The sequence below is a fragment of the Micromonospora sp. NPDC048898 genome (genome assembly GCF_043198035.1).
Lineage (GTDB): Bacteria > Actinomycetota > Actinomycetes > Mycobacteriales > Micromonosporaceae > Micromonospora.
In genome coordinates this window covers 122,507-148,709 of sequence record NZ_JBICUF010000012.1, presented here as the reverse complement: position 1 = coordinate 148,709, position 26,203 = coordinate 122,507, and the positions used below count along the sequence as shown (strand labels likewise).

Below are 26,203 nucleotides of genomic sequence, written 5' to 3'. Positions count from 1 at the left end.
TGTCGGCTCGCGTCTTCGTGCTCACGAGTTGTTGCTCCAGCGAAAGGTCCGCACCGCGAGGAAACCGAAGACGAGGGTGAACCCGGCCAGGGCCGCGCTGCTCAGGCCGATGGTCGCGAGGTCGCCGCTGCCGGTGAGGGCGGTCGAGATGCCGTCGTTCATGTAGCGCAGCGGCAGGATTCGGGAGATGTTCTGCAGCCACGCGGGCATGAGATCGATGGGCAGGAACGAACCCGACAGGAACGCCATCGGCACCATGATCGAGTTGGCGATGGCGGCGACGGCCTCGGGGGTGTTGGCGCGGGATCCGACGACGACGCCCATGGAGAGGAACGCGGTGACGCCGAGCAGCAGCACAGGTAGGGCGAGCGGCCAACTGCCGGCGAGGGTGAGGCCGAACACCGGCAGCAGGGCCACGCCGACGAAGAGCACCGCCTGCACCAGGCCGATCACCAGCGCGCCCGTGTAGCGCGAGGCGAGCACCGTGGTCAGCGGTGTGGGCGTCATCCGGATCAGGCGCAGGATGTCGTCGTTGCGCCACTGCATGAGCGTGAACGCGATGCCGAAGAGGGCGGCGTTGCCGACGCCCCAGGAGAGCACGCCGGGTGCGATGTAGTCGATGTAGCTTCGCCCGGAGCCCTCCACCCGCTGTCCCGCGAAGATCAGGCCGAAGACCACCAGGAAGAGCAGCGGGAAGGCGAACGTGAAGAACACGGTGGTCTTGTCGCGTACGGATGCCTTGTAGGTGGCCGTGCTCAGCGCGGCGAAGGCGGTCATGGGCGCGTCTCCGATCCAGTGAGTTCCAGGTAGACGTCTTCGAGGGTGGCGGTGCGGGTCTGCACGTCGTCGAGGCCGATGAGGTCGCCGACGGCCGCCAGGGTGGCGCCGGCCGCGGTGGTCTCCAGCACCACGGAGCCCCCCTCGACGGTGACCCGGACGACACCGGGAAGAGCCCCGGCCTGGTCGACGGAGATCTGGCCGACCGGCACCATGACGCGGGTGGGTACGTGCGCCGCGCCGACGAGCCGGTGTGGGGTGTCGAGCGCGATGACGGAGCCGTCGACGACGATGGCGACGCGGTCGCAGAGCGCCTCGGCCTCGTCGAGGTGGTGGGTGGTGTAGACGATCGTGCGGCCCTGTGCCTTCAGGCCGCGCAGCACCTGCCACAGGTCGCGGCGAGCCTGCGTGTCGAGCGCCGCGGTGGGCTCGTCGAGAAAGACGAGTTCCGGCTCGTGGATGAGAGCGCCGGCGATGGCGAGCCGCTGCCGCTGACCGCCGGAGAGATCCCCGACCCGCTTGTCCGCCTCCCCGGCCAGCCCGACCAGCTTCAGTGCGGGACCGGCCGTCGTGGCCGGCAGTCCGTACAGGGCGGCCACCGTCGCAAGGTGCTCGCGGGCCGTCAGCCGGGCGAAGAACGCGCTCTTCTGCGTCTGCAACCCGAGGCGGGGCAGCAGTGCCACGTTGCGGGGCCACGGGGGCATCCCGAGCACCTGGGCCGTGCCGGCGTCCGCCTGGCGCAGGCCCTCCATGATCTCGATCAGGGTCGTCTTGCCGGCGCCGTTGGGGCCGAGGATGCCGAAGAACTCTCCCCGTCGGATGGTCAGCGAGACGCCGTCGACGGCCTGCACGTCGCCGTACCGCTTCCGGACGCCGTCCAAAACGACGGCTGCCTCCACGGCGGGTTCCGCACTGCTCGGTGTCGAAAGTTCGATGGCGTGCGTCGTGGTCATTTCTGGACCTCTCCTCTCCGGCCGGCGGCCGGCTTGCGGGTCGCCGTGAACGACGTGCGGGGCACCACGAAGAACATCCCGATCAGTACGGCGAGCCCGGCCGAGACGGCCCCGGCGACCGGCCCGAAGTGGGCGGTGGCAACACGTTCCGCGGCCAGCGCGACGATCGTCACGATGCTCACGACCAGGGCCGCCGCGCCCAGCGCGTACCCGGAGTAGGCGATCCGGGCGGCCCGCGGGTATCCCGCCAGACCCGGTCCGCGGCCGACCATGCGAACCAGCGCCCGGCCGGCGAAGCGCCGGCTGCCACTCGCGTAGCGCAGCATGCCCAGTGAGTGGGCGAGCATCTTGTAGCCGTCCATCGGTGGCAGCGGCAGCAGGAACAGCGCGGCCTGGGCGAGCCCCAGCAACAGGAACGCGCCGAGCAGCGCTCGGGCCGGCTCCCGTTCCGGCAGCAACAGCCAGCACGGCAGCACCGGCAGCAGCAACAGCAGGTTCACCAGGATGCCGGCCGACGCGGTCGTCACCTGCTGACGGCGGGTCCGCAGGAACAGGTAGTCGTCGATCCGGCAGTACATGACGACCATGGGCAACTGCCAGCGGATCCCGATCTCACCGACCGTACCGCCGAAGTGGTGCGCCACCACGCCGTGCCCCAGCTCGTGCAGGCCCATGGTGACCCACAGCGCGGTGGCGACCGCCATCAGCGCGAACGGGTCGTCGAGCACCCTGGCGGTGTCGGCGACCAGGGCCGGTCCGTGCCACACCACCCCGGCCAGCATCAGCAGGATCGCCGCGAACGCGGGGACGAGGAACCAGCCGCGGAACGTGAACCCGAGGAAGCGGTGCAGGCTGGCCGTGGTGGCCGTGGCGTCACTGACCAGCCGTAGCGAGCCGCCGAGGAGCTTGCGCCGGGCCGCCGGTGGCGGATCGACCGCCGGCGCCGGGCACCCCTCGATGAGGCCCCGGGCGGCCAGCAGCCCGAGGAGCTGCTGCCAGGCGGCCGGGCCGAGGGACCGACCGAACTGCCGGCCGTACGCCTCAGCGATCTCCTCGCGCGACGTCACCCCGTCGAGGCGACCGAGGACGAAGTGCTCCTTCACCCCGATCTCGAACGTCTTCCCCGCGGCGGGATCCCGGACCAGGTGCACCGGCGTACCGTCACGCAGGTAGCGCCCGCTGATCTGAATGTCGGCGCGCACCGCCGGCCCGGCGGCGACGGCGGTGGTCATGCCCCCTCGCCATGCTCGCGCAGCGCCCGGCCCAGCATGTACGACAGGTACGCCTCGTCGGTGATCGTGACGTGCAGCCGGTTGTTGGTCATGTGCATGTACGGCGACAGCAGCAGCGGCAGTGCGGTCTGCGGGTCGGTGGGGATCTCGTCGTGGGTGTCGTCCCAGGAGCGGAACACGAGCTGCCCGCGCTCGGTCAGCTCGGCCGCCCGGCGGCGCAGCTCAAGGCAGTGTTCCGCCCAGCCGCGCAGCAGCCCGGGCAGGTCTCGGCCACCGGTGGTCCGCAGCGAGTGCCGGATCTCGGCGAAGCGCCGGCCGATCTCGGCGCCCGTCGCGGCGTACTGCTTCTGGTACTCCTCGTCGCCCGCGTAGTTGGTGTCCGGGAACGCGCTGCGCCAGAACTTGTGGTACCGGTTCAGATAGTCGACGAGGTCGCCGGTGTCCGGCAGGAAGCACGCCGACATCACCATCATCAGCTGCGCCGACGTGCCGAGCAGCACGGTGCGCAGGTGCAGGTTCTTCGTGCGGATGGCGTCGACGACCATCTCGCTGGAGTGCGCGAAGTGCCACTCCGCGAGCGCGATCCCAGCCTCGCCGCCGTACTTGCCGTACTCCGGCTCGTACGGCTCGTAGCTGTAGGTGTTGTTCTCCCGCAGGTTCATCCGGCCGTCGCCACGCAGGTAGCTGGATTTCTGGTCGGCGGAGAACTCCATGTCGAACAGGGAGTTGTAGAAGTCCTCCAGGAACCCGGCGTCCACCTGGTACAGCGCCGGCCGGACCCGCAGGTACTCGGTGATGGCCGCCTCCGCGCGCCGCTTCACCTCGGCGGTGGCCGCCACGGTCACCGGCTTGAGCCGCAGCCGTACGTGCGGACCCTCAAGCCAGTAGTTGATGAAGAAGTGGCCGGCGAGCAGCCCGTCGGCCTGGAGTCCGCCGATCAGCGGGCGCACGCACTGCACGAGCAGCGGCTGCGGGTTGGCCGCGTAGTAGATGTGGATGGCCTGCCACTCGCCGGCTGCCACGTCCGTCACGGGGTCGATGAGGGTCTGCGTCATGGCTGCCCGTCCTGTCGCGTCGCGGGGGAGAGGATCGAAGGGGAACGGAGGGTCTCGACGGCCAGTTCGGCGACGTGTGCGCCGCGGCTGGACCGCACGTGCAGCGCGTCCTCGTCGGGGAGCATCTCCCGGAACACCACCCGCGCTCCCGGGCTCTGCAGCAGTCCGTCGAGGGCGTACAGGGAGAGGTAACTCGCGAAGTCCACGTACTGCGGCTTGCCGCTGCGCGACCGGCCGTCCCCGGCGGTTTCGGTGACCGTGGCGAACGTGCGGTCCGGCAGGTCGTGTGTCCGCCGCCACCGCTGCCAGGCCAGGAACCAGTCCTCGTCGGCGACCTGCGGCGACAGCCGGGGCAGGTCCTGGCCGGCGACGGTCCAGGCCCGGCGGCTCAACACCAGGTTGCGATGGCGCACCCGTGGCCGGTACCGCACCCCGTCGCGCGGCTCCCCCTCGGGCACCCCGCCCCACATGTTGACCGGGGCCAGTGACGACGGCGACAGCAGCAGCAGGGTCCGGGGGATCTCCGGAAGTGCCAGCGGCACCAGGTAGCCGAGGTAGACCGGGATGACCTCACGACCCAGCCGGTGTGACCGCAGCACCAGGCGCTCCTCGGCCACGTCGTGCTGCAGGTAGAGATCGTCGAGGTGGAGTTGGTCCTCGGCCGGCACGGAGCTGGTCTCGCCCGGGCAGACAACCTGGTAGCGGGTCAGCCGCCCGTGCAGGTTGAGGTTGGTGACCACCGCACCACCGGTGATCTCCGCGAGGACCGCCCCGTCCGGTTCGATCTCCGCCGCCTGCCGCAGCAGCTGTTGCGCCAGCCCGTCCGGCTCCAACTCGTCCGGCGGCGCGTCGAAGCAGTGGGTGAAGCGGCTGAACGGGAAGGACAACCCACCGTACGACTGGTTCAGCACCGCGACCGGATCACCGGGCCGGTCCGCGAGCTGGACGAAGTGGCTCTGCGGGGCGAACCGGGTGGTCACCGGGGTCAGGTGCGCGGCGACGGCGTCGACGGTCTCCTCGTCGAGCCGTACCTCCGCCGCGTCCGCGGCACCGGCCCAGACCTCGCGCATCCGGACGACCAGCTCGCGGCGGGCGTCGTCGAGGGCGGTGATGCTGGGCAACCGCAGCCAGTTCACCTCCGGGACGTACTCGCCGTCCTCGAACGACTTGGGACGCCCGTTGAACGTGAGGTACTGGTCGAAGAAGTCCTCGTGGAAGTCGTGCACCAACTTCAACAGGTCGTCGCAGCGCCCGCCGCGGCCGTACCGGGCCAGGAAGTACCCGGTGAACGTGATGCGCTGGGGCAGGGTCACGTCGAAGGCCGGCAGGATCCGTTCCACCGACCGCAGCGAGTCCGCGAGCAGCCCGGACCACGCCTGCCGGTCGAGCACCAGGTCCTCGACGCCGGCCCGGACGTCCTCGTAGAGCAGGGTCCGGGGCAGCGTCGCGCCCTCGTCACCGAGGCTCGTTTGCAGCTCGTGCAGACTGGCGCGCAGCCGCCCGAGCAGTTCCCGGCGTTCGGCGTGACCCGCGAGCGCGTACCTGTCGACGCACGAGATCGGCTCGGCCAGCCCGTCGGCCAGCTCATCGGCCCAGGGTCGCTCGATCGCCCGCAGTGCCTCCTGGAAACCGCGCAACGGGTCACGGCTGTGCACGTCCGTCAGCAGCGACGGGAACTGCAGCATGCCGAGTTGCAGGAGCGCGGCAAGGTATCTGTCGCACTCGTCGGCGGTCGCCCGCTCGGTGGCCCCGAGCCACCCGGTGAGCTGCCCGAACGACACGCCCGGGGTGCGCTCCATCATCCGCAGCATGCGTTCGAGAACGCCGGTGCGCTGCAGGAAGTAGAGCCGGTCGGAGGCCGCGTCGAACGTCACTGCGGCGTTGTCGTCACCGGTGGTGACCCAGCGGCGGACGAACCGTACCCGGTCTTCGTCGTTGCGCCATCCGGTGGCCGCCTGCACCGGCAGGTCGGCGCGACGCTGCGGGTCGGCCAGGACGAGTTCGGCGAGCCGGCCCAGCACGACCACGTTCAGCCGGGGATGACTGGACCAGTCGTCAGCCACGCCCACGCGGTGCCCCGCGTCGGCGGCAGCCGCGAGCCGACCCACCCCGACTGCGGTGAACGTGCTGAACGGGCTCGGCTTGCACGCGGTCCGGTACAGGTAGGACAGCACCGAGCGGGTGATCCGCCGCTCCTTCTTGCCGGGTCGGTCGGCGCGGCCGTCGATGAACGCGTCGAGCTGCGAATCCAGCGATGGCGAGGCGAGCAGCACACCTCGGCGCAGCCGGTCCTCGGCGGCCAACTGGCGCAGGCGCGCTGTCGTGCCGGCGGCCTCCGTGCCGACGACCCGCCCGCCTTCGGCGCGTAGGTCGTCCAGCCTGCGCCGGGCCGCCAGCCAGCTGGTGAGCCGCTCGGCGGCGGCGGCGTTCAGCCCGGCCAGCAGGGTGACGCCGGCAGCCGCGTCCTGGGGCAGCCGGTTGTTGAATACCTGTCGGCGCAGCCGCAGCAGCTGCCGGCGGACGAGGTCGTCGTCGTTGTCGTTGACCAGGCCGTGGAGCAGGTCGCTGAGCTGGCTCGCCGTCTCGGCAAGCGACTCCTCCTGCTGCAGCATCTCCGCGGCCCAGCGGCAGCTGTCCGGGCAGCGAAGGCCGGCGACGGTGGCCAGGGGGAGACCCGCGACCCGGGCCATCAGGCGGTTTTGCAGGGTCCAGCTGGTCTCCGTCGGTGTGCCGGCGAAAACTGCCGGTTGGAGATCGGGTTCGGTGGTCAGGGTCATCACGGACTCCGTTCGACTCGATCGATCAGGCGATGTCATAGCGAAAGTCCGCGGGTCGGGCCCGTTCGTGCCCGAGCAGCATGATCAGCAGGGGCGCCTCGCCGGTGCCGCCGAGGTCGAGCTCCTCGATGAAGGAGATGTTGTCGAAGCCGAGGGCCACCCCGGCGCCGACGTCCAGTGCCGCCCCGGCGGTGTAGAAGTTCTGCGCGACGGCGCCGATCGTGGCGTTGACCAGGCGGTAGCCGCGATCCCCTACGGCATCGAGCACCGCGGTCGTGCGCACGGTCGGCACGATCACCACGCCCGCCTGTTCGAGGTTGTAGTTGGACAGGAAGTAGTTCCGCTGGAGGAACGGCCCGGGCCTGCCCGCCTTGACCAGGTACAGGGCGTGTCCAACCGGGTCGTACTCGTACGCGCCCGGGGGCACACCGTCGACGTGGTTGACGAAGGCGTAGAGCTTCGCCAGTGGGGCCGCTCCGGCGCCGCTCGCCGCGGTGGTGAAGGGCGCACGGGCGCTGGCTGCCAGCCCCGTGCCGAGCTGCGCCGCGGTCAGTGGCACCTTCGCGTCGAAGCGGCCGAAGCTGCTGCGCCGACGGCGCAGCGCGGTGCGAACCGGGAGATCGAGCGCGAGCGGGGGCGGCAGCTCGACCCGCGGGCGGCCTGGCTGCGGCGGATGGGCCGCGGCGGCCACCAGCTGCCCGGGTGCGGGCGACACGGTCGCGCCCTGCACCGTCCCGGCGTGGATCTTGGTCATCGTGTCGAAGGTCAGGACGGTCCGTGACCGCTCCTGGTCGCGGTGGCGGACCGACACCCGCGCCGTCGCGCCACCGGGCCGTCGCGCCGAGTCCCAGGCCAGCGGTACGACGGCGAAGATGCCCTCCTCCTCGTTCGGCACGCCCAGCAGATCCGCGATCCGTGGCTCGTCGAACCAGAGCTCCGGCTCCACGACCCGACCGCGGGCACCGGCCCACAGCCGCCAGGTCTGGACGATCGTGCCGATGTCCATGGTGACCGCGTGGAACGAGAAGCTGTTGTACTTGAAGGAGTTCTGCCAGTACTTGACGCCGAGCACGAGGAACTGGTCGTCGTCCTGGCCGGCGCGGGCACCGAGCGCCTCCCGGACGACAGGCGTCACGTCACCGGTGAGCAGGCGCTGCATCGCGTGGTGCTTGGTCGAATAGTGGTAGACACCCGGCGGCATCGGGCCACTCGGCCCGCAGACCCAGTAGACACTCACCGGGTAGAGGCCACCGCCCGACGCGGTGCCCCGGTTCCAGTTCGCCGTGGTGTACGTCGGCAACGCGCGCAGGTCGGTGTTGGCCTGGACGCCGAGGCGACGGCCGACCAGCCCGTACGAATCGTGCAGCATCGCGGCGAGCAGCGGCAGGTCGAACGGGAGTGCCGGGTCCCGCCCCGGGCCGTCCAGCCCGTCCTGGACGGTGGCGTCGCCGGGTGGGCTCCCGTCGTCCAGGGGGAAGGTCTCGACGCCGGGGTAGTACTTCCCCTTGCGCGGCTGGTCCGGCCAGTTCGGAACGAAATCCTTCGGCTCCATCAGGACACGACCGCGGTGCATGATCGCGGTCGCGTAGTCATATGCGTAACCCATGTCGGTCCTTGTCTCCTCGTGTGGTGACTCGCGCACTCACGGGAACGGATGCGGGACGAGATGCAGGTCCGCGACCTCCAGGTCGTGATCCCGCAGGCCGGCGGCGGCCAGTGCGGCGCGCATACGCGGCATGTACGGCGCCCGCTGTCGGGCCCAGCCGAAGTCGATCGGCAGGAGTCCCGGTGCCAGGACGCTCACCGTGTGCAGGCCCAGATCCCGCTGCTCGGGCAGCGTCTGGTCGACCACCACCACGTCGAAACCCTGCGCGGCGACGTCGGCCACGCAGCGCCGCAGGTCCACGGCGAGGTCGTCGGAGAGCGACTCGGCGCGGCCGGCGGCCGGGTAGACCTCAGCCATGGCCCGGGACTCCCGAGGGGCCACGAAGAACGCCCCGTGCTCGGCCATCTCGGGCAGGCCGTACACGAGCGGGTGGTCGTGCAGCGCCTGGACGTTGGCGAAGTCGGCGACCATCGTCCGGTACCGCGCCTCCTCCCGCTCCGTGCGGCTGCGCAGGTTGACCGAGTCGGTGGCGATCTCGCAGAGGGCCGCCGAGATCGCCGTCTCCGGGTCGAGGCTCGCACCGGCCCCGAAGCAGATGGCGCCCAGACCACCGTCGATGCGGGTCGCCACCCCGACGACGACCGGGATGCCGAAGGTGATCCGGGCGTCGAAGAACCGCGCCCGGTATCCGCACATCTCCAGTCGGTCGACCATCCACCGGGTCTCGGCGCGGGCACTCGTCCGCGGGTCGATCTCCGGCAGCGTGACCCGGCCGTACCAGGAGAGCAGGAACGCGTCGCGCTCGACGACCTCCATCAGGCCGTGGTAGATCGCCTCCTCGGCGCTGCCGCCCGACGCGCAGCCGTTCGAACTCTCCTGTACGAACCGGTTCTCCAGCCCCGGCGCGTGGTAGTAGGCCAGGATCTCCGGCACCAGCACCGGCCGGTCGTCCCGCAACGAGTGACCCCAGACCCACGGGATCGGCCGATCCGGCGCGAACGGTGTCACCCGGGGGTTCGCCGCGTAGAACGCGTCGGAGTAGAGACCGCAGACCCGCGGGTCGACAGCCGCGTCGCCGAGTTCGTCGTACGACGCCGACACCACGGTCCGTTTGGCCTTGGCGCGCATGCCGGCGATCCGTTCGAGCCCTTCCAGGACGCCGATCCGGGCGCTGCGGGCGTAGCTGTCGGCGTGCCCACCCCAGTAGGTCTCCCGCAGGTAGCTGCCCGAGCGCAGCAGGAATCCGCCGCTGACCGCCGACGTGGACGGCGACACCGGGTCGTAGGCGACCAGGGGACCGACCGGCCCACACAACGGGTTCGCGAACGCCTCCACGGTGAACGGGTAGTCGTCGACGGACCGCAGCCGGAACGAGTCGGGCGCTGACTTGCGGGTGGTCCCGATGGGCGGGCGCGCGGCCTCCGGTGTGTCCGGCACGCTGCGCCCGCAGGACGGGCACTCGGCGTCCGGCACCACCGGGAAGCGGCGCACCGCCAGCACGGCGAGGTCGACCACGTACACCGAGGCGTACCCGTCCCGGGCCGCCGTCGTCGGGCCGGCCGCGCGGTCGGCACGCGCGTCGACGAGCGCCGCGATGGCATCAGCGCCGAAGGCCGACCGGAATGGCGACGGCCCGGCCTGCCGGGTCGGGCCGCCCAGCTCCAGCGCGTCGCGCAGCGAGCGCTGCCGAACCGCCTGCCACCGCCGGGCGAGGCACCGCGGGCACGCCGGGTGCGCGGCGGCCCCCGGGAACGGCCCGACGAGGGCGTACTGGCCGTACAGATGCACGGTCACCGACGCCGCTTGCGGGCCGTCCGACACGGCCAGTTCATCCCGTACGCCGAGCGGCACGACCGAGACCGTCAGCTCCCCGCCGAGTCGGCTCCGCAGCCCCTCCTCGAGGTCGGCGCAGTCCCGCGCCCAGTGCTCCGGGGAGCCGACGAGGTCAGGCCGCATGGGCCGAACCGCCAGTCAACACGATCCGGGCCGTGTGGATGCCGCCGACGAGCAGGTCCGGCGGGGTGGTGCGGATCAGCAGCACGTCGCCGCCCGCGTTGCGGACCCCGTCGAGCAGGTCGTCCCACGTGACGTCCGGTACGTCGGCCGGGACGCCGGTCACCGCGAGCACGGCCGGCTCGAAATCGGCGACCAGGTCGTCTCCCGGGTCGACATCGGCGTCGCGCTCCCGGCCCAACTGCACCCGGCCGAGCAGGTCTCGCACGGCGGTCACCACGGCGGCGTTCCAGGTCAGCTCACTCCCGGCCGCCCAGCGCACGCCGCCGGTACGTGGGTCGGTGGCGTAGGCGATCGCCACGGGCGAGGTGCCGAACCGTCCGCCGCGCAGGTTCAGCACTGTGACATCCACCCCGGCGTTCGCCGCCGACCGGCGCAGGAAGACGATCTCCGGGTTGTCGATGTCGGCCAAACGCGCCGGGGCCACCTCGGCGTGGCCACGGACCGCGTCGATGATCCGGGTGTACGCGACGGCCGACAGCAGGCCCCGGGCGGCGGCCTCGGCGGGGGATGTCCCCGCCCCGGCACCCGCCGAGGTGGCGACGACCGGCCGAAGGGCGTTGTGCTCGCCGAACGGCCGGACCGCGGCGGCCGGCACGCCGATCTCCTCCTTCGTGAGCAGCGACGTCGCCGTCACGACCGGCCCGGTCGCGGCTGCCGTGCCACTGCACGTGACAATCTCGGCAACCGTCACGGTCCGATCCGGTGCGGCCTGCTCGGCGGGCAGGGGAACACCGTGGTCCACGTAGCTGACCGCGGCCGTCCGCAGGGCTGCGAGCCGGGCGCCGGCCAGGGTGTGCAGGTCGAACGTCGCCACCTCCCGGGTACGCCCAGGGCCCGGCGAGAACCGCAGGGTGCTCACCTTCAACGGGGTCTGGGTCCACTGCTCGTCGCTGAACTCGGCGAAGACGCCGACGTGGGGCTGGATCAGGACCTCCCGGCTGGTCAGTTCGGCCAGCAGCTCCGCCGCTTCGACCTGTGCCTCGACGACCCGGGTCTGCCCGATGGCGAGGTCCGTCGTGACCGGCTCGTCGAGCACCGCGTCGCCGGAGCAGAACCCGCAGGCCGGGTGCGGCAGCAGCGGCTCGGCGACCACGTCGAGCGACTCGAGGTCCTGGATGATGACCTTGCCGGCCGTCTCCGCCGGGAGGGCGCCGGTCAGGGCCCGGAACACCTCGTACCCGAGGAGGTTCCCGATCATCGCGGCGAGCGGCCGGCCGACGGCGGCGTCCCGGCGGGCCGTGGCGAGGGACACGCCCTGCCACAGGTCGGCGGCGGCCGCCGGGTCGCCGTTGGCGGCGAGGCGCAGTGCGGCGCACAGCCAGCAGCCGGTGCTGCCGGCCGTCATGTGCGGGCCGATCACCGCGCGCCGGCCGAACGTCCACGCGGTGAGCAGGTGACGCCCGGCCGGCACCCGTTCGCTCAGCAGGTCCAGCGTCTGCCGGGCGCCGGCGGACCCGCCGGTCACGACGACGACGTCGTACGCCGCGAGTTCGTCCCAGGTGTAGCGGGGGCCGGCGGCCGGGACGACCTCGATGTCGACCGGGCAGCCCTCGTCGGTGAGCACCCGCGCCTCGGCCCGCACCTCGGCGAACCGGTTGTCGGGGTGGTCCAGGTTCGGCATGATGCCGATGCCCGCCGACCCGTTGCGCACCAGACTCAGGACGCACCAGCGTGCCACCAGGTCGTCGCCCAAGACCGCCACCCGGGCATCGCGGAACGTCATGAAACGGGCATCCGCGCCGTCGGCGTAGTGATCCACGTACGCGATCTGCGGCGCGAACCGCCCGGCGACCGCCGCCTGTCCCTCGCCGGTGACCCGGGTTGCCAGTGGCACGTCGCGGGCGAAGCCACGTTCGTACAGCGTCCCGACCAGGTTGGCGACCATGGCCCGCTGCTCCGCGCCGAGCGCCGCGCCGAGGTCCGCCACCTGGTGGTCGCCGGTGAGGTAGGGGACGATCAGGGTGGCCAGCCGGTACGCGCTCCGGCCGCTCAACTGGAAGCCGCCGAGGGAGTTGTGGAACAGGACGCCGTCCGGCGTCTGGGTGTAGAGAACGTCCCGGCGGATGCGCGGCCGGGTCTGGGCGATGTCGTCGAAGGTCGCTGCGGCCATAGCGGAAACACCTCTGTTTCTTGTGGATGACGGCAGACGCCGTCGGGACGGGGTGGACCGGCAGTCACGCCGCGAGAGCGGTGCTCCGTTCGCCGTAGCCATCGACGGCGAAGGCCCGGACCAGTTCGTGCATCGTGTAGGTGCCGGAGCCGCCCTCGAGGGCGCCGGCGTCCGCCAGCAGGTCGAGGATCTGACCGGTGGCGGTAACGGGCCGGTCGAGGACGCCGGCGAGGTCGGCGAGGGTCATGGATTCCGGGTACGAACATCGGGCGATCCGGACGAGCGCGTCGCTGAGCCGGGGATCGAGCTCGTCGAGCCACGCCCCGAAGGTCCCGGTGATCGACATCCGCGGGTCGTCGATCAGAGACATCCGGGCAAAGCGATCGCCCCGCAGCCAGGTGACACAGTCGGCGATCCGAGTGCGCGGGCGAACCTGCAGTCGAGCCGCCATGATCCGCAGGGCCAGCGGAAAGTTCCCGCAGAGCGCCGCCAACTGATGCACCGCGCCGGGTTCGGCTCCGGTCCGGTCCGGTCCGAGTAGGACCGAGAGGAGCTCGAAGGCCTCGTCGTCGGTGAACGGGTCGAGCCGGTGCACCCGGCCGCCGTGCGTCGCCACCAGCCCGGTGAGGCTCATCCGGCTGGTGATGAGCACGGAGGGCCCATCGTCGAGCGACAGGAGCCCGCGGATCTGCTCGGCGTCGAGCACGTCGTCCAGGATGAGCAGGGCCGGGTCCGCCGCCCCGGCAAACTGGAGCCGCACCAGCTCGGCGGTCAACTCCACGGGCGTCCGGGGCGTACCGTCGGGCCGACGCATGCGGAGCGTGGCGTGGCCCGCCACGGACCTGGCCCGGAGTCGGTCCGCGACGTGTAGCGCCAGCGCCGTCTTGCCGATGCCTGGCGCGCCGGTCAGCACGACCGTCCGCGGGCCCGGCCGATCGTCACCGAGCCACCCGGTGAGCAGCGCGACGTCCGCCGTCCGCCCAGTGAAGTCGCTCGTCGCCATCGGTGGAGGTGGCTCCTGCGTCCTCGCCGCGCCACCGGTGGTGATCGGGACATCGTTGGCCGCGCCGACGGGCGTCAACTCGTCACCGCGCAGAATCGCTGCCTCCAGCCGTTGCAGCGACGGTCCCGGGTCCAGGCCCAACTCGTCGAGGAGGTACTGCTTGACGTTGCGGTACTCGACCAACGCCTCGGTCTGCCGGCCGGTGCGGTACAGCGCCTCGATGAGCTGCTCCGCGAAGCGCTCGTGCCCCGGGTGCGAGCGGGCGGCTCGCCACAGGTCGGGCAGCACCTCCCGGCAGCGACCGAGCATCAACTTGAGGTCGTGCACCCGTTCGGACGCCCGCAGCCACTCCTCCGTCAGCCGCGGCGCCTCGTCCCGGCACAGCGCGTCGGACGGCACGTTGGCCAGCAGTGCGCCGCGCCACAGCCGCAGACCCTCCGTCAGGAGGTGCAGCTCGGGCTCGGGATCCGTCTCGCTCTCGGCCCTGCCCACCAGTTGGCGAAACCGCAGCAGGTCGAGCGTGTCGGCGTCCGCGACGATGCGGTAGCCGCCCGGAACGGACTCGATGACGTTGCCGGCGATGCCGTGCTTGGCGAAGAGTCGCCGCAGGCGAAGGACGCAGGTCTGTAGCGCGGCCTTGGCCGACGCCGGCTGTTGCTCGCCCCAGATCGCGCCGAGCAACGAGTTGATCGACACCACCGTGTTGGGGCGGAGCAGCAGGGCCGCCAGCAGAGTGGTCGGCTTGGACGGCGGGAGCACGGCGACCTCACGCCCGTTGGTCAGGTTCAGCGTGCCCAGGATTTGAAAACTCATGCGCCGGAATTGGGCTGTGCCCACAGTTTCAACATTCGCGAGAGTCGTCATCGCGTCGCCCTGCTCAACAGAGACACACCGTTTCTCCCCCCACTCGACATCGATGACCATTGCGGGATGATTTCGACCGCGCCCCCTCTTGCGGGATTAGCGCTTTCGCTCTGCGGTGCTCTCGACAAGTTTGTTGAGTTAGCAATAGGAGGGTCAAGGAACGACCGGCGGTAAGAAGCTGCATGGCAGCTTTCCCGCGAATGGCACGGCCGCCTCGTCGCAGGATCGCCGCTGGTGGCGGGCGGTGGGCCGGGCCGTCATCCGGGATCACCGCCCCAGGTGGGCGAGCGCGGCGTGCGTCATCGCCGAGATGCCGGTGGGCAGGGCCAGCGCCACGTGCGGGGCGAACGCGGGTGAGTGGTTGGCGGGCACCGGGATCGTCGCCGCCGCCGACCATTGTCGAGGGCTCGCCACGCCCAGCAGCCAGTAGACCGTCGGGATGCCCGCACGGCCGTGCACACCGCTGCCCTCGTCGCCGAAGAGCGGGAAATCCTCGGTCGCCATCGCACCTGGCCAGGGCGCGATCCGCGAGGCGCCGAAGGCGGCCTCGTGCGCCGCGCGTACCACGGCGGTGGCCCTGGCATCCGGCAGGTTCACCGGCGAGGAGGAGACCGTCCGGATCTCGGGTTCACGCTCCACTCCGGACGCCGAACACTCGGCCCGCACTATCCGGGTGACCGCGGCGACCACCCGGTCCAGGGTGGCGGCGGCGAACGCGCGAATCGTCAACCCGATGACGGCGTCGGCGGGAATGACGTTCCCCGTCTCGCCGGCTCGCAGCGAGCCGACGGTGAGCACGACCTGCTCAGCCGGGTCCACCTCCCGGGACACGACCGTCTGCAGGCGGAGCACGACGGCCGCGGCGATGACCACGGGGTCGATGGTGAGGTGCGGTGTCGCCGCGTGACCGCCTCGACCGAGGATCGTGATCTCAAGGGAGACGCTGCCGGCCATTACCGGTCCGGCGCCGAACGCCAGCATCCCCGCCGGGAAGGGCGCGCTGTGTTGGGCCAGGACGACATCGGGTCGACCGGTCAGGTCGTACAGGCCCGCCGCCAGCATGGCGCGGGCCCCCGCCAGGGTCTCCTCTGCGGGTTGCCCGACGATGGCGAGTGTCCCACTCCATTGCTCGCGATCGGCGGACAGCAGGTGAGCGGCCCCGGCCAGACAGGCGAGGTGCAGGTCATGCCCGCAGGCATGCATCACCGGCACCTCGCGGCCGGTGGGATCGGTGGCCACCACCCCACTCGCGTACGGCAGCCGGGTCTCCTCCCTGACCGGCAGCGCGTCGAGTTCGGCGCGGAGAAGGACCGTCGGGCCGACGCCGTTACGCAGGAGGCCCACCACACCGTGGCCTCCGACCCCGGTGGACACGTGATAGCCGTCACGGCGTAGCCACTCGGCGAGCCTGCCTGCCGTCCGTGCTTCCGCGCCCGACAGCTCGGGATGGGCATGCAGGTCGACGTAGAAGCCGGCCGCCTCCCGTAGGGCCGTGCTAGGGCCAGACAGGGGCTCAGGGGCAGATTTCATCCAGAAGTCCTTTTGGTACCGGCGGTTCCCGGGAACGTCGCCGAAAGAAGGTGACCACTTCCGGACCCGTCCGGAAGAAATTTCCCCAGACGAGTCCCGCCATCGGCGGATGAGTGAAATTGCAGTGGTCGATCGGATCTTGCATCGCCGCACGGCGACTGATAACTTTCGGGCATTTCAATATGCTGAGCTGTCGGGGTGGTGAGGTGACCCGGTGAAGGCTGAGGACCACCGACAGGGAAACCGGCCAGAGGGCGCAATCACTGTTGAAGCGGCCAATCTCTACCAATGGATTCTGCATCGCGGCCAGGTATCCAGCGGAGAGCTGGAGGACGCGGCGGTCACCCTTGGGCAGTCCCCGGAGGAGTTGGCCGAGGCATTGGCTTCGCTGCTGGCCCTGCGGCTGCTGCGGCACGCGCCCGAAGAGCCCGACGTACTGACGGCGAACAGCCCGGATGCGGCCGTCGCGGAGCTGGTGGCCCCCCTGGAGTTCGAGGTACGCCAGCGCCAGCGTCGGATGGAGGCGCTGGAGGCGACCCTGCTGGCCTTCAACCCGATCTACTTCAACACCCGTCAGGTCCGCAACCGGCGTGAGGCCATCGACATCATCGACGAGGTCGACCGGGTGCGCGCCACGCTCGCCGGGATCGCCCGACGGTGCTCGGTCGAGGTCTTCAGCGCCCATCCCGGGGTGCTGTCGGACGGCGCGATCGAGGAGTCCCTGCCGAAGGACCTCGAAATGCTGGCACGCGGGATTCGAATAAGAACGGTCCACCAACATCCGGTGCGTGTCCATCCGCGCATGCGCCCTTTCCTCAAAGAGCTCGTCGACGCGGGTTGCGACGTGCGCACCCGAGAAGAGATCACCGACCGGATAATCATCTTCGACCGTGAGATTGCGGTCATTCCGAACATGCTCGCCAGCGGTGCGGTCGTCCTACGGGAGCCGTCCGTGGTGGATTACCTGTACCGCTCGCTGGAGCAGGTCTGGGCCTCGGCCCTGCCGTTCGACGACGAGACCACGCCGAACGGCGGCTACGGGGTGGCCGGCGACGACCTCAAACGGGCGCTGCTGCACCTGCTGGCGGCCGGGCGGAAAGACGAGTTCATCGCTCGCAAGTTGAGCATCTCGGTGCGCACCTGCCGGCGGCACATCGCGGAGATCATGCATGACCTGGGTGCGGAGAGCCGGTTCCAGGCCGGGGTGCTCGCGCGGCAGCGCGGGCTCTTGGACGATCTCACCGAGGAGGGGTGAGGACGGCCGCGCCAGTCAGTCCCAACCCGTGGAGTTCCCGCCGCTGAGGATCCGCATCTCGCTCCCCCTTCCGGTGGCGATCACTGCCGGCCGTGTCACCGGCGTACCCAAATTCTGCAGGGGCCGGGCGGCGGCGAACAGCCGCAGGAAGCTGCGTGACATGTTGTTCCGCCTCCGGTTGCCGCCGGCCAGCCGGTGACCGCCGTAGGTCAGAGGTAGTTGACGCCGGTCAGGTCCGCGGCTGCCGCCCACAGCCGCGTACCGACGGCCGGGTCGGCGGCCTCCGGGCTGAGTCGGGCCTCGGTGACTCTGCCTCGCGTCTCCCAGAGCCCGGACGGGCCGAAGAACTGGCCACCCCGCACACCGGGCTCGGTCGCAGCGCGCAATTGCGGCAGCGCGCCCTGCGCCACCGGTTGGGTTGCCAGCAGGCCGGCCGACGCGATCAGCCGCCCGAGTCGGCCACGGTGTTCCCAGGCACGCGGAGTCAGGTTGGTGCGGGTGAGACCGGGGTGGGCCAGGGCGCTGACGATCGGCGTTCCGGCGGCGCGCAGGCGGCGGTCCAGTTCGACGCCGAAGATCGTGGTGGCGAGCTTGGACCGGCCGTAGGCGGTGGCTGCCCGATAGTCGTGTTCGAACATCAGGTCATTGAAGTCCAGGTGCGCGTTCTTGTGGGTGATCGAGCTGAGACTGACCACGCGGGCCTCCGGCGCCGCGGCCAGGTTGCCGAGCAGCAGGCCGGTCAGTGCGAAGTGGCCCAACATGTTGGTGGCGAGCTGCAGTTCGAATCCGTCGGCGGAGGTGCGACGTGGGCCAAGCAGCACCACGCCGGCGTTGTTGACCAGCAGGTCGATCGCCGGGTGGTCGCGAGCCAGCTTCGCCGCGAAGGTCCGCACGGAGGAGAGGGAGGCCAGGTCCAGTTCGCGTACCTCGACGTCGCCACCGATTCGGCGGGCGGCCTCCTCGCCGGCGGGAGTGTGGCGAACGGCGAGCACGACGTGGGCGCCGTGGCTGGCCAGTTCGGTGGCGGTGACCAGGCCGAGGCCCGAGTTCGCGCCGGTCACGACGGCAACCCGACCGTGCTGGTCGGGGATGTGGTCGGTGGTCCATCCGGTCATCTGCTGCTCCTGGAGGTGTCGGTGCGCTGGCCCCTCGACGTTAGGAGCGATCCCGATGGGTTCAGTCGTACTCGGTTGCCTAGGTCTGAGGGACCTACCTTCGGCGGTCCGGGCCGGTGCACACTTGCGGCATGGACCGCCTTCATCCGTACGCTCGTGAGCTCGGCGACTTCCTCCGCGCTCGGCGTGCTCGGCTGCGTCCGCACGACGTCGGTCTGGCGCCGGGCGGCCGGCGCAAGGTCACCGGGCTACGGCGCGAGGAGCTGGCCCTGCTGGCCGGGCTGAGCACTGACTACTACCAGCGAATCGAACAGGGCCGGGAGGTACGCCCGTCCGACGACGTCCTGGACGCGCTCGCCGGCGCGCTCGGCCTCGACCACAAGGAACGCCGGCACCTGTTCACCCTGGCCCACGCCGCCCGCCGGTCGATGCCCGCCCGGGTGAACCGCGATCCGGAGCGGGTGCCGGAGGGCACACGGCGCCTGCTGCGGGTGATGGACACCCCTGCGGTCATACTCGGCCGGCATCTCGACCTGCTCGACTGGAACCCGATGGCGCAGGCGCTGCTCGGCGACCCGGACGCCTACCCTGCCGACCGGCTCAACATGCTCCTACTGCTGTTCGACGACACGCTGACCGGCGAGCGTAGCTGCCCGGACTGGGAGCGGCAGGCCCTGGACTACATCGGCATGATGCGCGCCGCCGTCGCCACCGACCCCACCCACCCACGTGCCGCCGCGATCGTTGGTGAGCTGAGCATTCGCAGCGCCCAGTTTCGGCGGTTGTGGGCCCAACACGACGTACGTGAGTCGGTCAGCGGTACCAAGACCTTCCGGACTCCCGGAGTAGGCGACATCACCCTGGACTGGGACACCTACCCCCTACCGGGAAACCCCGGCTCCGTCATGCTCGTCTTCACCGCCGAGCCAGGCAGCGCCGACGCGGACCGGCTGCAGCTCCTGGCATCGTTGCACGCGACCCCCTCAGCGCTCACCAACAAGCACCCCTCCCAGACGGCCTGGACCACCGCCGGCCCCACCCCGAGCGGGACTTCATGATCGGGTGCACGCTCATGCCGCTGACGGGGCCCCACGCCCCCTGACGAGGCGTGTTCGGTTGAATGCGGAGCGTGCCGAGGGGAGTGCTCAGGTGCGATGGCGAAGGCGCAGATCCGTGACACGTTGTGCGGTCGGCTCCATGTGCGTACAGCGCCCCACCAGCCTGGGCCGTGGCCGCTGCGGACGCTGACCGAGGGGGAAAGCAAGCGGCACTCCATGCCGCTGACTCGGGTATGCGGCACGGCGGTGCCGCGACCGGCAAGAATCTGGCGGGCTCCAGAGTCGGGGCGGACGTACTGCACGTCCCAGAGCGCGGTGTCTGGAAGGTCAAGCGGCAGGGCGGGCGGCTGCGGCTCAGGGCGTCGACGAACCTACCGCAGGACCGAGTCGGCCCACGTACCGTGGCGACCCGCTGCCAGGATGGACATCGCAGGCCGACCGCGAGTTCAGGGAGGCGCAGGTGGTTCTGGAGGCACTGGCCGCAGGTGTGCAGTTGGCGACCTCGTCGATCGAGATCGTCGACCGTATGCGGTTGTTCAGACCGACGGACGTGAGGCTCGGTCGGCTCGGGCCCACTGCTGGCTCTTGGGATGGCACACACGCCGCATTCAAACTTCGGCTCGACACCAGCGTGCCCTACGACCGGACTCGCATGCCAAGCGTGCTCGTCATCATGCGTGGTGGTCCGCGAGGTCTCGTTGACGATCCACCGACGTGGTCCACGCGGGTCCGACTCGGTGGTCGGTACCTATTCCACGTTCCACCGGGATCGTATGCGGTCGCCGCCTTCTACATCGCGGCGCACGTTCACTCGCACACGGTGCCGGATCTGTTGGCAGTCGGCGACGTCCCCCTAACGGAGTTGGTCATAGGCGACCTTCCCACTATCCCGGTACGGGGGCGTAAGCCGAACCATGATCACGTGGCCGCACTGCGTAGGGCACCAGAAACGCAGAAGGTGTTCCGTGTCCGACCATCCATCGCCCCCGCACCGGCCAGTAAGCAGCCCACTGCAGGGATCAGCCAGTCTGGTTCCCTCCTCCAGTGCCGGGCGAGGGTTACTGGAGCAGCGAACAACCGCTGCGTCGAGACCAGCCGAGGTCAGGCGGTGTGTGTCTGGCATCAAGGAGCGAACCCGATCGACTTCGAGACCGGCAACCCGCTCGCCTGAGCTCCCACTCCTGATCAGTCGGATCACCAGGCACAACACACCAATGGTCGACCGTCATCGTGCGTGACGATCTGTCAGATGCGTTCCGGCAGGGCCGCGGTAGCTCGGCCCGCGGCTGACTCGTACCCAGGTTGGCGAGGGCGGGTCCAACTGGGCGCCGGACCCACCCTCCACGCGTTCAGGCGACGCGGTTGGCGGTCCAGCGGTGGCTGGGTTGCGTGGTCGAGCAGGTCGCCAGGACCAGCACAGTGTCGGACGTGGTGCCGTTGTTCTGCGAGCCGATACAGGTGCCGGCGGCCGTGCGGATCTGGTACGTCATACCGCTGAGCACGGTGAAGGTCCACCGTTGGGCCGCCGTGCCGTTGCAGGTGACCTGCACGATCGGCGTGCCGGCCGTGGTCGCGCCGCCGAGAGGGCTGAGGCACTTGTCGGTGACCGCGCTGGTCACCGTGTAGGTGCCGCCCGTCGCCGTGGTGAGCTTCCAGCGCTGGTTCAGCGAGGAATTGTAGAACCACTGCTTGATCGGGGCGTTGTCGTTGGGGTCGAAGGCGAAGAGGTCCATCGCCAGGTTGCGGCCGTCCGAGTGCACCAGGTCATTGTTGAACACCATGGTGGCGCCCGTTTCGACCACGCCGGCTGTCGCCGAGGTGCTGTTGGTGGTCACCGACATGGCGACCGAGTTCGCCGAGGTGCGGGTCACTCCGTTGTAGGTGAGGCGGCTGCGGACCGCGTAGGACGCGGTGCTGTTCGTTGCCAGGCCGGTGACCCGGCCGCTGGTCTTCCAGCCGGGCACGGTGGTCACCACGGTTCCGTTGCGCAGGATCTGGTACTCCAGCGACCAGTTGCTGCCGATCGGGTTGACCGTGGGGGTCCAGGAGAAGGCGATCGACGTGCCCTCGACGTCGACGGCACGCAGCAGTTGGGGTTGCAGCGCGGGGATCGTGGTCTGCGTCGTCGTCGCGGAGCCGGCGGCCAGATAGAGGCTGTCGTAGGCCACGTTCCAGTGGGTCGGCAGCCAGCTGCCCTGCGGGTGGATGCCGAAGTAGTCGTCCCGGTTGCAGTCGAGCAGGCGTTCGGCCATCGGATCGGGGCATGCCCAGCTGGTTCCGTTCTCGCCGCAGAGGGTCTCGAACCCGTCGCTGCAGTGCCAGTCGCCGTCCCAGTTCGGCATTCCCTGCCGCATGCCGCGGACCGAGTGGGCGAACTCGTGCGTGACGGTGTGTCCGCCGTAGCAACCGGGCGAGATGGAGGTCCACATCGCGTAGTTGTTGTTGAGGTTGGACGGGCCGGGGCTCATGTCGTGCGGCACGTCGACGACGTCGGTGTACGCGCAGCTGGTCAGGTTCTCGGCGAAGACAACGTAGTTGCGGTTGTTCGCGGTCAGCCCGAAGCTCTGGAGCGTGGCGCGCCAGAGACGGAAGTCCGCGTTGGTGCTGCCGGCGGGCACCTGGATGGTGATGATGTTGACCTGGCAGCCGGTGGCGCCAGTGACGAACTTCAGCCACCGCTGCGCGCCTTCGCGCCGGGCGCTGTCGTTGACGTTCTGCTGGGCCACCCAGGCGGCGAGCCGAATGTGCGGCTCGCGCTCGGCGAACCTGTTGGGAGTGCCCGCCTCGTAGGCGTAGACCATCTGGAGCCGGTTGCCGTCGGTGCCCGTACCGACGCACTGCACCGGCGGCGCGGCGGCGACCGGGCCCGGGTCGGCGGCGGCCGGAGCGGCAGGAACCACTGCGATCGCGCCGGCCGCCAGTGCTGCGACCGCGAGGCCGCGCAGCCATCTTTTCCTGGTCGTGTCTACGGATGTCATCCCTGCGATCCTTCCCCGCGACTCACCCGGGCGCACACGCACGCCACGTCGCCGGATCGGCGACGGCGTCCGCTGATGACGTTGGATAGTTGCGCCCGTGCGGCAGTCGCTTGTGGACTACCAACGGCAAGAGATCCCCCGTTGGATCGAGGGGCGTAACTGTATCAGTTGCTCACCGAGGCGGAGTACCGCTTGCTGGCCGCGCTGCTGACGGATCATCCGGCGGCTTCGCGACGTAGGTCGGTGCACAGCGAAGACTCGACCAGGTGTAGCTGGCGGACTAGGGCCTGTGTCAAAGCCCTCGGTCGAGCCGAGGCGGAGTCCAGGCGGCGATCCGGCAAGGCGGAGATTGGCCCGGATACCGGTGTTGTATCCGGGCCAATCTCCAACGCGGCCGGTCGTCGTCTGGGCCCGCCGCAGGCCGGCCAGGGGCTTTGACACAGGCCCTAGGAGTCCTCTATCCGCAGGCAACCTGCGCGGCCGTCGGCAGAGAGAAACGCGAGCGCCACCGGAGCGGCGCCGAGGTTGAGATGGAACGGCGTCCAGTTCGTCGCCAGACGCAGAAGGGGCCGCCACGGTCCACCCGCAGGCCAGTCGTCCGGGTCGAGCGGCAGGGCCGTACCGCCGATCTTGTCGTAGTCGATCGCCTGGATGTAGCGGTCCCGATCTTCGGACGACAGCGCCAGGTAGGCGTCGGACAACAGGGGTTCGGGATCCTCGTCGCGGGCCAGGTCGACAGTGTATTCCGCAGGTGACCCGTCGTCGTGGTAGAGCGTCGGGCCGCTGGCCAGCGGGACGGTTGGCCCGGCGAAGGTACCGGGCTGGACGACCACGGCGTTCTCACCCCCGTCAGCGAAGATGACGTCCGGGTCGAACTCGTCGGCGTCGCGTCCGTGACCCCCGTGAGTGACGAAGACGTAGGCGAGCCGTCCCGGGTCGTCGCCGACGAGTTCGGGTTCGAGCACTATCTGGCAGAGGAAGCGCATCGGCGTGCCCCAGGCCGCGCTGACTGGCCACTGCGGTGGCCCGAGCCAGGTGGGCTGGCCGCCGAACTTGGTGATCGGCTCGGTCACGGGTGTCTCGGCGCGCCGGTAGTCCACGATTCGCCATGCGGCAACCATGGCGCGGACCGTAGCAGGGGTCCGGCCTGGGTGGCGGGCCCAGGTCAGAAGAGGACGGTCTAGTTGTGGCGTCGGTGTCCGTCGCGGACCACCGCCAACCCGCCGACCCGGGTCGTGATGCCCGCCGGCCCGCTTCGGGCCGAAGCGAGCACGCTGGCCGGTCGGCCGAGGGTGTCACCCTGTTCCACCTCGATGACGATGGTCTGTCCCCCTGTCGTGTCGAGCAGGTGGGCGGCCAGACAGCCGGTGCTGTTGGCGTTGGCGACGTCCTCGTCGACGCCGATCGCCGGCGCGAACATCCGCGCCGCACCCGGTTGGTCGCCCACCGGCGGTACGTACACGAAACAGCCCAGGAGCCCGTACCGCCGGCACGCCGCTGTCAGTCTCCCGAGGTGTGGGCGGACTCGGAACAGCGCCGTCCGGTCGTGGACCGGTACCAGCATGCGTGGTGCGCCGGGGGCGGCGATCCGTGGCGCGTCGGTCGGATGCGGGTCGTCCGCGCCAAGCCCGATCGCGGCGACGATCGCGGCGCGCTCGTCCGGTGCCGGGTGACGCAGCGCGACCAAACCCTGATCGAACCACACCTCGATGCCGGCGGGGCGGCGGATCGCGACGGTGTCGAACGTGCGACCGCCGGTGTGTTGGCGGTCGTTCAACTCGCCCAGCGGGGTGCGGGTCAACCGGACGGCCTGCGCGGCAACGGTGCCGTGGCCGCAGCCGGACAGTTCGGCGGTGGCGGTGAAGAAGCGGACCGGCCAGCCACCATCCGACGTGCGCCCCGGGCCGAGGAACGCCGCGTGCGAGGTGCCGGCCGCAGCAGCGACCGCACGCCGGTCCGCGTCCGTCGCCGCCGGGTCGTCGTCGGTGACCGCGGTGGGGCTGCCGCCCCGGCCGTCGCGCCGCACGCACGCATCAACCACCGTGACATCCGGCCAGGACCTGGGCCCGACCACCGCGTTCACCTCCACGGCGGGTGGAGACGGGCAGGCCAGCGGTAGTCCGTCCGGGTGATCACCGTTCATCCGCCGCGGCCGGTGCGATCTGGTCGAGGTGTGCGCCGACGGTGGCCCTTGCGGTTGCGTTCGAGGTTCGGCCGGGGCGTAGGAGGGCGTGCAGGATCACGCCGTCGACGAGGGCGTAGAGACGCTCTGCCTCGACCTTCTGATCCAGCCCGGGCCGGAGCGCACCGGCGTCGGCCAGTCGCCGGATCATGGTGGTGAAGGCGTCGGTGAGGCGTTTGTCGATGTCCTTGCGCAGGCCGGCCAGGGTCGGTTCCACGACGGCGCGTGCCGTGAACGCGAGCCACACCTCGCACTCGCCGCGCCGTGGCCGGTCCAGCGGCAGCATCTCGTCGATCATCGACCGGACCACCGTACGCGGGTCGCCCGTGGTGTCCACGGCCTGGATTCGCTCCTCGATCCGTTCCCCCACCAACCGCAGGGCGAATCCGAGGAGTTCGGACTGGGTGGTGAAGAAGTGGCGCAACGAACCCATGGAGAGGCCGGCCTCGCGCGCCACGTTTCGCACCGATGCCTGCTCCAGCCCGTCGCGCAGCACGACTCGCCAGACCGCTTCGGCGAGCTCGGTCCGTCGGGCCTGCGCATCCACCAGCTTCGGCATTCCCCTTTATAACACAGTCGTGCTAGCTTCTTGTTGCTAACACAACTGTGCTAGATAAGCGGGGGTATCTGTGTCACGTCGAGAAAACGCCTGGCTCACGGCAGCGGTGGTCGGCTGGATCGCACTCAACGGCGCGGTACTGCTCCTCGCGCCCGGCGACGCCCCCTTCGACTGGCCGGCGCAGCACGACCCGCCATCCGGGCCCGGCCAGGTGATCGCCGCTCAGGCCGCCCTCGTCGAGGTGGCACTGCTCGCCGCCATCGGATACGCGCTCACCCGTGGTCGACCCGCACCGATGATCGCCGAGCGCGCACCGACGCTTTCCACCGCTCGCCGGGAAACAGGGCTCGTCCTGGCGTACGGCGTCCTCGCCCAACTCGGTGGTCTGCTCATCGGCCAGGGGCTCGGCTGGCGCCCGATCGGCTTCCACCTGGCCGGCACGCTCGTCGGTGCCGCCGATCCGGTGGGGCCCGCCGAGGCGGTCGGCTGGGCCACGTACAACGTCGTGGTCTATGCGCTGTTGCCACTCCTGTGGTTCCGGCGGCGTTACACCGCCCACCAGATGTGTCTGCGCTCGACGGATCGGCGCGGCGACGCCATCCTCATCCTCGCCGTGCTGGTCCTCGAAACGCTCGCGCAGTGGGCGGTGCTCGGCCACGCGTTCGCCGGCCTGGCCCCGGGTCAGCTCGCCGTCGGAGTGCCACTGACATTCCTGCTGTACCTGGCTGGCACGGTGCTGCCCACAGTCATCTTCGTGCAGAGCGTCCTCGTCCCCCGATACGCCCGTCTGACCGGCTCCACCACCGCGACAGTCGTGCTCGGCGGCCTGACGTACGCGGCACTGCACGTGTTCGAGGGCTGGGGCAGGTTCGGGTCGCCGCGTGAGGCCACGCTGACCATCCTGTTCGTGCTTCTCATCTACACGCTGCCCGGCGCGTTCAAGACCTGGCTCACCGTCCGGACCGGCAACGCCTGGGTGCACGCGTGGGCGTACCACGCCTTCGCGCCGCACACGATGCACGACACCGGGTTGATAGTTCGGATCTTCCGCCTCTGACATGTGCGGCTCCGCCACCGGCCCGCCGCGATATCGCCGAACCGTGCGACACATCCTTCCTGCGCGCCTGAGCGTG

Annotated in this window: 18 protein-coding genes; 3 read left to right on the top strand and 15 right to left on the bottom strand. The window is 70.4% G+C overall.

Features of this window, described 5'->3' with window-relative positions; all coding sequences use genetic code 11:
* Window positions 1–21 precede the first annotated feature (21 nt).
* The 10 genes from ACGFIQ_RS26495 to ACGFIQ_RS26450 all read right to left on the bottom strand — a co-directional run bounded on the left by ACGFIQ_RS26495 (window position 22) and on the right by ACGFIQ_RS26450 (window position 15,923).
* The gene (locus ACGFIQ_RS26495; protein ID WP_393248020.1) at window positions 22–777 is read right to left on the bottom strand and encodes an ABC transporter permease; all 756 of its coding nucleotides are present in this window, start codon (window positions 775–777) and stop codon (window positions 22–24) included.
* On the bottom strand, window positions 774–1,730 hold the full coding sequence (locus ACGFIQ_RS26490) for an ABC transporter ATP-binding protein (RefSeq protein ID WP_393248018.1): 957 nt from the start codon (window positions 1,728–1,730) through the stop codon (window positions 774–776). The genes ACGFIQ_RS26495 and ACGFIQ_RS26490 overlap by 4 nt, the downstream gene beginning before the upstream one ends.
* Window positions 1,727–2,962 (bottom strand): hypothetical protein, encoded by a 1,236-nt coding sequence (locus ACGFIQ_RS26485; protein WP_393248016.1) that lies wholly within the window; start codon window positions 2,960–2,962, stop codon window positions 1,727–1,729. Before ACGFIQ_RS26485 ends, ACGFIQ_RS26490 begins: the two co-directional genes overlap by 4 nt.
* Entirely contained in the window at window positions 2,959–4,017 is a 1,059-nt protein-coding gene (locus tag ACGFIQ_RS26480; protein WP_393248013.1) for a lantibiotic dehydratase C-terminal domain-containing protein, read from the bottom strand. Before ACGFIQ_RS26480 ends, ACGFIQ_RS26485 begins: the two co-directional genes overlap by 4 nt.
* A complete protein-coding gene (locus tag ACGFIQ_RS26475; RefSeq protein WP_393248011.1) occupies window positions 4,014–6,794 on the bottom strand; it encodes a lantibiotic dehydratase in 2,781 nt (926 codons plus the stop codon). The genes ACGFIQ_RS26480 and ACGFIQ_RS26475 overlap by 4 nt, the downstream gene beginning before the upstream one ends.
* A 25-nt stretch (window positions 6,795–6,819) precedes the next feature.
* Window positions 6,820–8,400, bottom strand: coding sequence for a SagB family peptide dehydrogenase (locus ACGFIQ_RS26470; RefSeq protein WP_393248009.1), 1,581 nt, complete (start codon window positions 8,398–8,400; stop codon window positions 6,820–6,822).
* A 36-nt stretch (window positions 8,401–8,436) separates the two neighbouring features.
* The gene (locus ACGFIQ_RS26465; protein ID WP_393248007.1) at window positions 8,437–10,356 is read right to left on the bottom strand and encodes a TOMM precursor leader peptide-binding protein; all 1,920 of its coding nucleotides are present in this window, start codon (window positions 10,354–10,356) and stop codon (window positions 8,437–8,439) included.
* The gene (locus ACGFIQ_RS26460) at window positions 10,346–12,526 is read right to left on the bottom strand and encodes a TOMM precursor leader peptide-binding protein (RefSeq protein WP_393248005.1); all 2,181 of its coding nucleotides are present in this window, start codon (window positions 12,524–12,526) and stop codon (window positions 10,346–10,348) included. Before ACGFIQ_RS26460 ends, ACGFIQ_RS26465 begins: the two co-directional genes overlap by 11 nt.
* Before the next feature lie 64 nt (window positions 12,527–12,590).
* Entirely contained in the window at window positions 12,591–14,342 is a 1,752-nt protein-coding gene (locus ACGFIQ_RS26455; protein WP_393248003.1) for a BTAD domain-containing putative transcriptional regulator, read from the bottom strand.
* Between the two features lie 318 nt (window positions 14,343–14,660).
* On the bottom strand, window positions 14,661–15,923 hold the full coding sequence (locus ACGFIQ_RS26450; protein ID WP_393248001.1) for an amidohydrolase: 1,263 nt from the start codon (window positions 15,921–15,923) through the stop codon (window positions 14,661–14,663).
* A gap of 214 nt (window positions 15,924–16,137) precedes the next feature.
* Here ACGFIQ_RS26450 and ACGFIQ_RS26445 point away from each other — a divergent pair, with 214 nt between their 5' ends.
* Window positions 16,138–17,178 (top strand): LuxR C-terminal-related transcriptional regulator, encoded by a 1,041-nt coding sequence (locus ACGFIQ_RS26445; protein ID WP_393247999.1) that lies wholly within the window; start codon window positions 16,138–16,140, stop codon window positions 17,176–17,178.
* Window positions 17,179–17,387: 209 nt separating this feature from the next.
* Here the strand turns inward: ACGFIQ_RS26445 and ACGFIQ_RS26440 are convergent, their stop codons facing one another.
* On the bottom strand, window positions 17,388–18,293 hold the full coding sequence (locus ACGFIQ_RS26440) for an oxidoreductase (RefSeq protein WP_393247997.1): 906 nt from the start codon (window positions 18,291–18,293) through the stop codon (window positions 17,388–17,390).
* Window positions 18,294–18,424: 131 nt separating this feature from the next.
* On the opposite strand from ACGFIQ_RS26440, the gene ACGFIQ_RS26435 reads away from it, so the two are divergent.
* Window positions 18,425–19,351, top strand: coding sequence for a helix-turn-helix domain-containing protein (locus ACGFIQ_RS26435; protein WP_393247995.1), 927 nt, complete (start codon window positions 18,425–18,427; stop codon window positions 19,349–19,351).
* A gap of 1,349 nt (window positions 19,352–20,700) precedes the next feature.
* On the opposite strand, the gene ACGFIQ_RS26430 is transcribed toward ACGFIQ_RS26435, so the two are convergent.
* The 4 genes from ACGFIQ_RS26430 to ACGFIQ_RS26415 all read right to left on the bottom strand — a co-directional run bounded on the left by ACGFIQ_RS26430 (window position 20,701) and on the right by ACGFIQ_RS26415 (window position 25,070).
* The gene (locus ACGFIQ_RS26430) at window positions 20,701–22,329 is read right to left on the bottom strand and encodes an RICIN domain-containing protein (protein WP_393247993.1); all 1,629 of its coding nucleotides are present in this window, start codon (window positions 22,327–22,329) and stop codon (window positions 20,701–20,703) included.
* A 446-nt stretch (window positions 22,330–22,775) separates the two neighbouring features.
* Window positions 22,776–23,450, bottom strand: a complete 675-nt coding sequence (locus ACGFIQ_RS26425) for a hypothetical protein (RefSeq protein ID WP_393247991.1) — start codon at window positions 23,448–23,450, stop codon at window positions 22,776–22,778.
* A gap of 59 nt (window positions 23,451–23,509) precedes the next feature.
* A complete protein-coding gene (locus ACGFIQ_RS26420) occupies window positions 23,510–24,370 on the bottom strand; it encodes a PhzF family phenazine biosynthesis protein (protein ID WP_393247989.1) in 861 nt (286 codons plus the stop codon).
* 91 nt (window positions 24,371–24,461) lie between these two features.
* Window positions 24,462–25,070, bottom strand: coding sequence for a TetR/AcrR family transcriptional regulator (locus ACGFIQ_RS26415; protein WP_393247987.1), 609 nt, complete (start codon window positions 25,068–25,070; stop codon window positions 24,462–24,464).
* 70 nt (window positions 25,071–25,140) lie between these two features.
* Here ACGFIQ_RS26415 and ACGFIQ_RS26410 point away from each other — a divergent pair, with 70 nt between their 5' ends.
* Window positions 25,141–26,127, top strand: a complete 987-nt coding sequence (locus ACGFIQ_RS26410) for a hypothetical protein (protein WP_393247985.1) — start codon at window positions 25,141–25,143, stop codon at window positions 26,125–26,127.
* Window positions 26,128–26,203: the final 76 nt, after the last annotated feature.

Coding starts and splice junctions, on each gene's coding strand:
- ACGFIQ_RS26455 (WP_393248003.1), bottom strand. CDS start 14,342: ATGAGTTTTCAAATCCTGGGCACGCTGAACCTGACCAACGGGCGTGAG.
- ACGFIQ_RS26480 (WP_393248013.1), bottom strand. CDS start 4,017: ATGACGCAGACCCTCATCGACCCCGTGACGGACGTGGCAGCCGGCGAG.
- ACGFIQ_RS26460 (WP_393248005.1), bottom strand. CDS start 12,526: ATGGCCGCAGCGACCTTCGACGACATCGCCCAGACCCGGCCGCGCATC.
- ACGFIQ_RS26450 (WP_393248001.1), bottom strand. CDS start 15,923: ATGAAATCTGCCCCTGAGCCCCTGTCTGGCCCTAGCACGGCCCTACGG.
- ACGFIQ_RS26495 (WP_393248020.1), bottom strand. CDS start 777: ATGACCGCCTTCGCCGCGCTGAGCACGGCCACCTACAAGGCATCCGTA.
- ACGFIQ_RS26425 (WP_393247991.1), bottom strand. CDS start 23,450: ATGGTTGCCGCATGGCGAATCGTGGACTACCGGCGCGCCGAGACACCC.
- ACGFIQ_RS26430 (WP_393247993.1), bottom strand. CDS start 22,329: ATGACATCCGTAGACACGACCAGGAAAAGATGGCTGCGCGGCCTCGCG.
- ACGFIQ_RS26465 (WP_393248007.1), bottom strand. CDS start 10,356: ATGCGGCCTGACCTCGTCGGCTCCCCGGAGCACTGGGCGCGGGACTGC.
- ACGFIQ_RS26470 (WP_393248009.1), bottom strand. CDS start 8,400: ATGGGTTACGCATATGACTACGCGACCGCGATCATGCACCGCGGTCGT.
- ACGFIQ_RS26475 (WP_393248011.1), bottom strand. CDS start 6,794: ATGACCCTGACCACCGAACCCGATCTCCAACCGGCAGTTTTCGCCGGC.
- ACGFIQ_RS26435 (WP_393247995.1), top strand. CDS start 18,425: ATGGACCGCCTTCATCCGTACGCTCGTGAGCTCGGCGACTTCCTCCGC.
- ACGFIQ_RS26440 (WP_393247997.1), bottom strand. CDS start 18,293: ATGACCGGATGGACCACCGACCACATCCCCGACCAGCACGGTCGGGTT.
- ACGFIQ_RS26485 (WP_393248016.1), bottom strand. CDS start 2,962: ATGACCACCGCCGTCGCCGCCGGGCCGGCGGTGCGCGCCGACATTCAG.
- ACGFIQ_RS26415 (WP_393247987.1), bottom strand. CDS start 25,070: ATGCCGAAGCTGGTGGATGCGCAGGCCCGACGGACCGAGCTCGCCGAA.
- ACGFIQ_RS26490 (WP_393248018.1), bottom strand. CDS start 1,730: ATGACCACGACGCACGCCATCGAACTTTCGACACCGAGCAGTGCGGAA.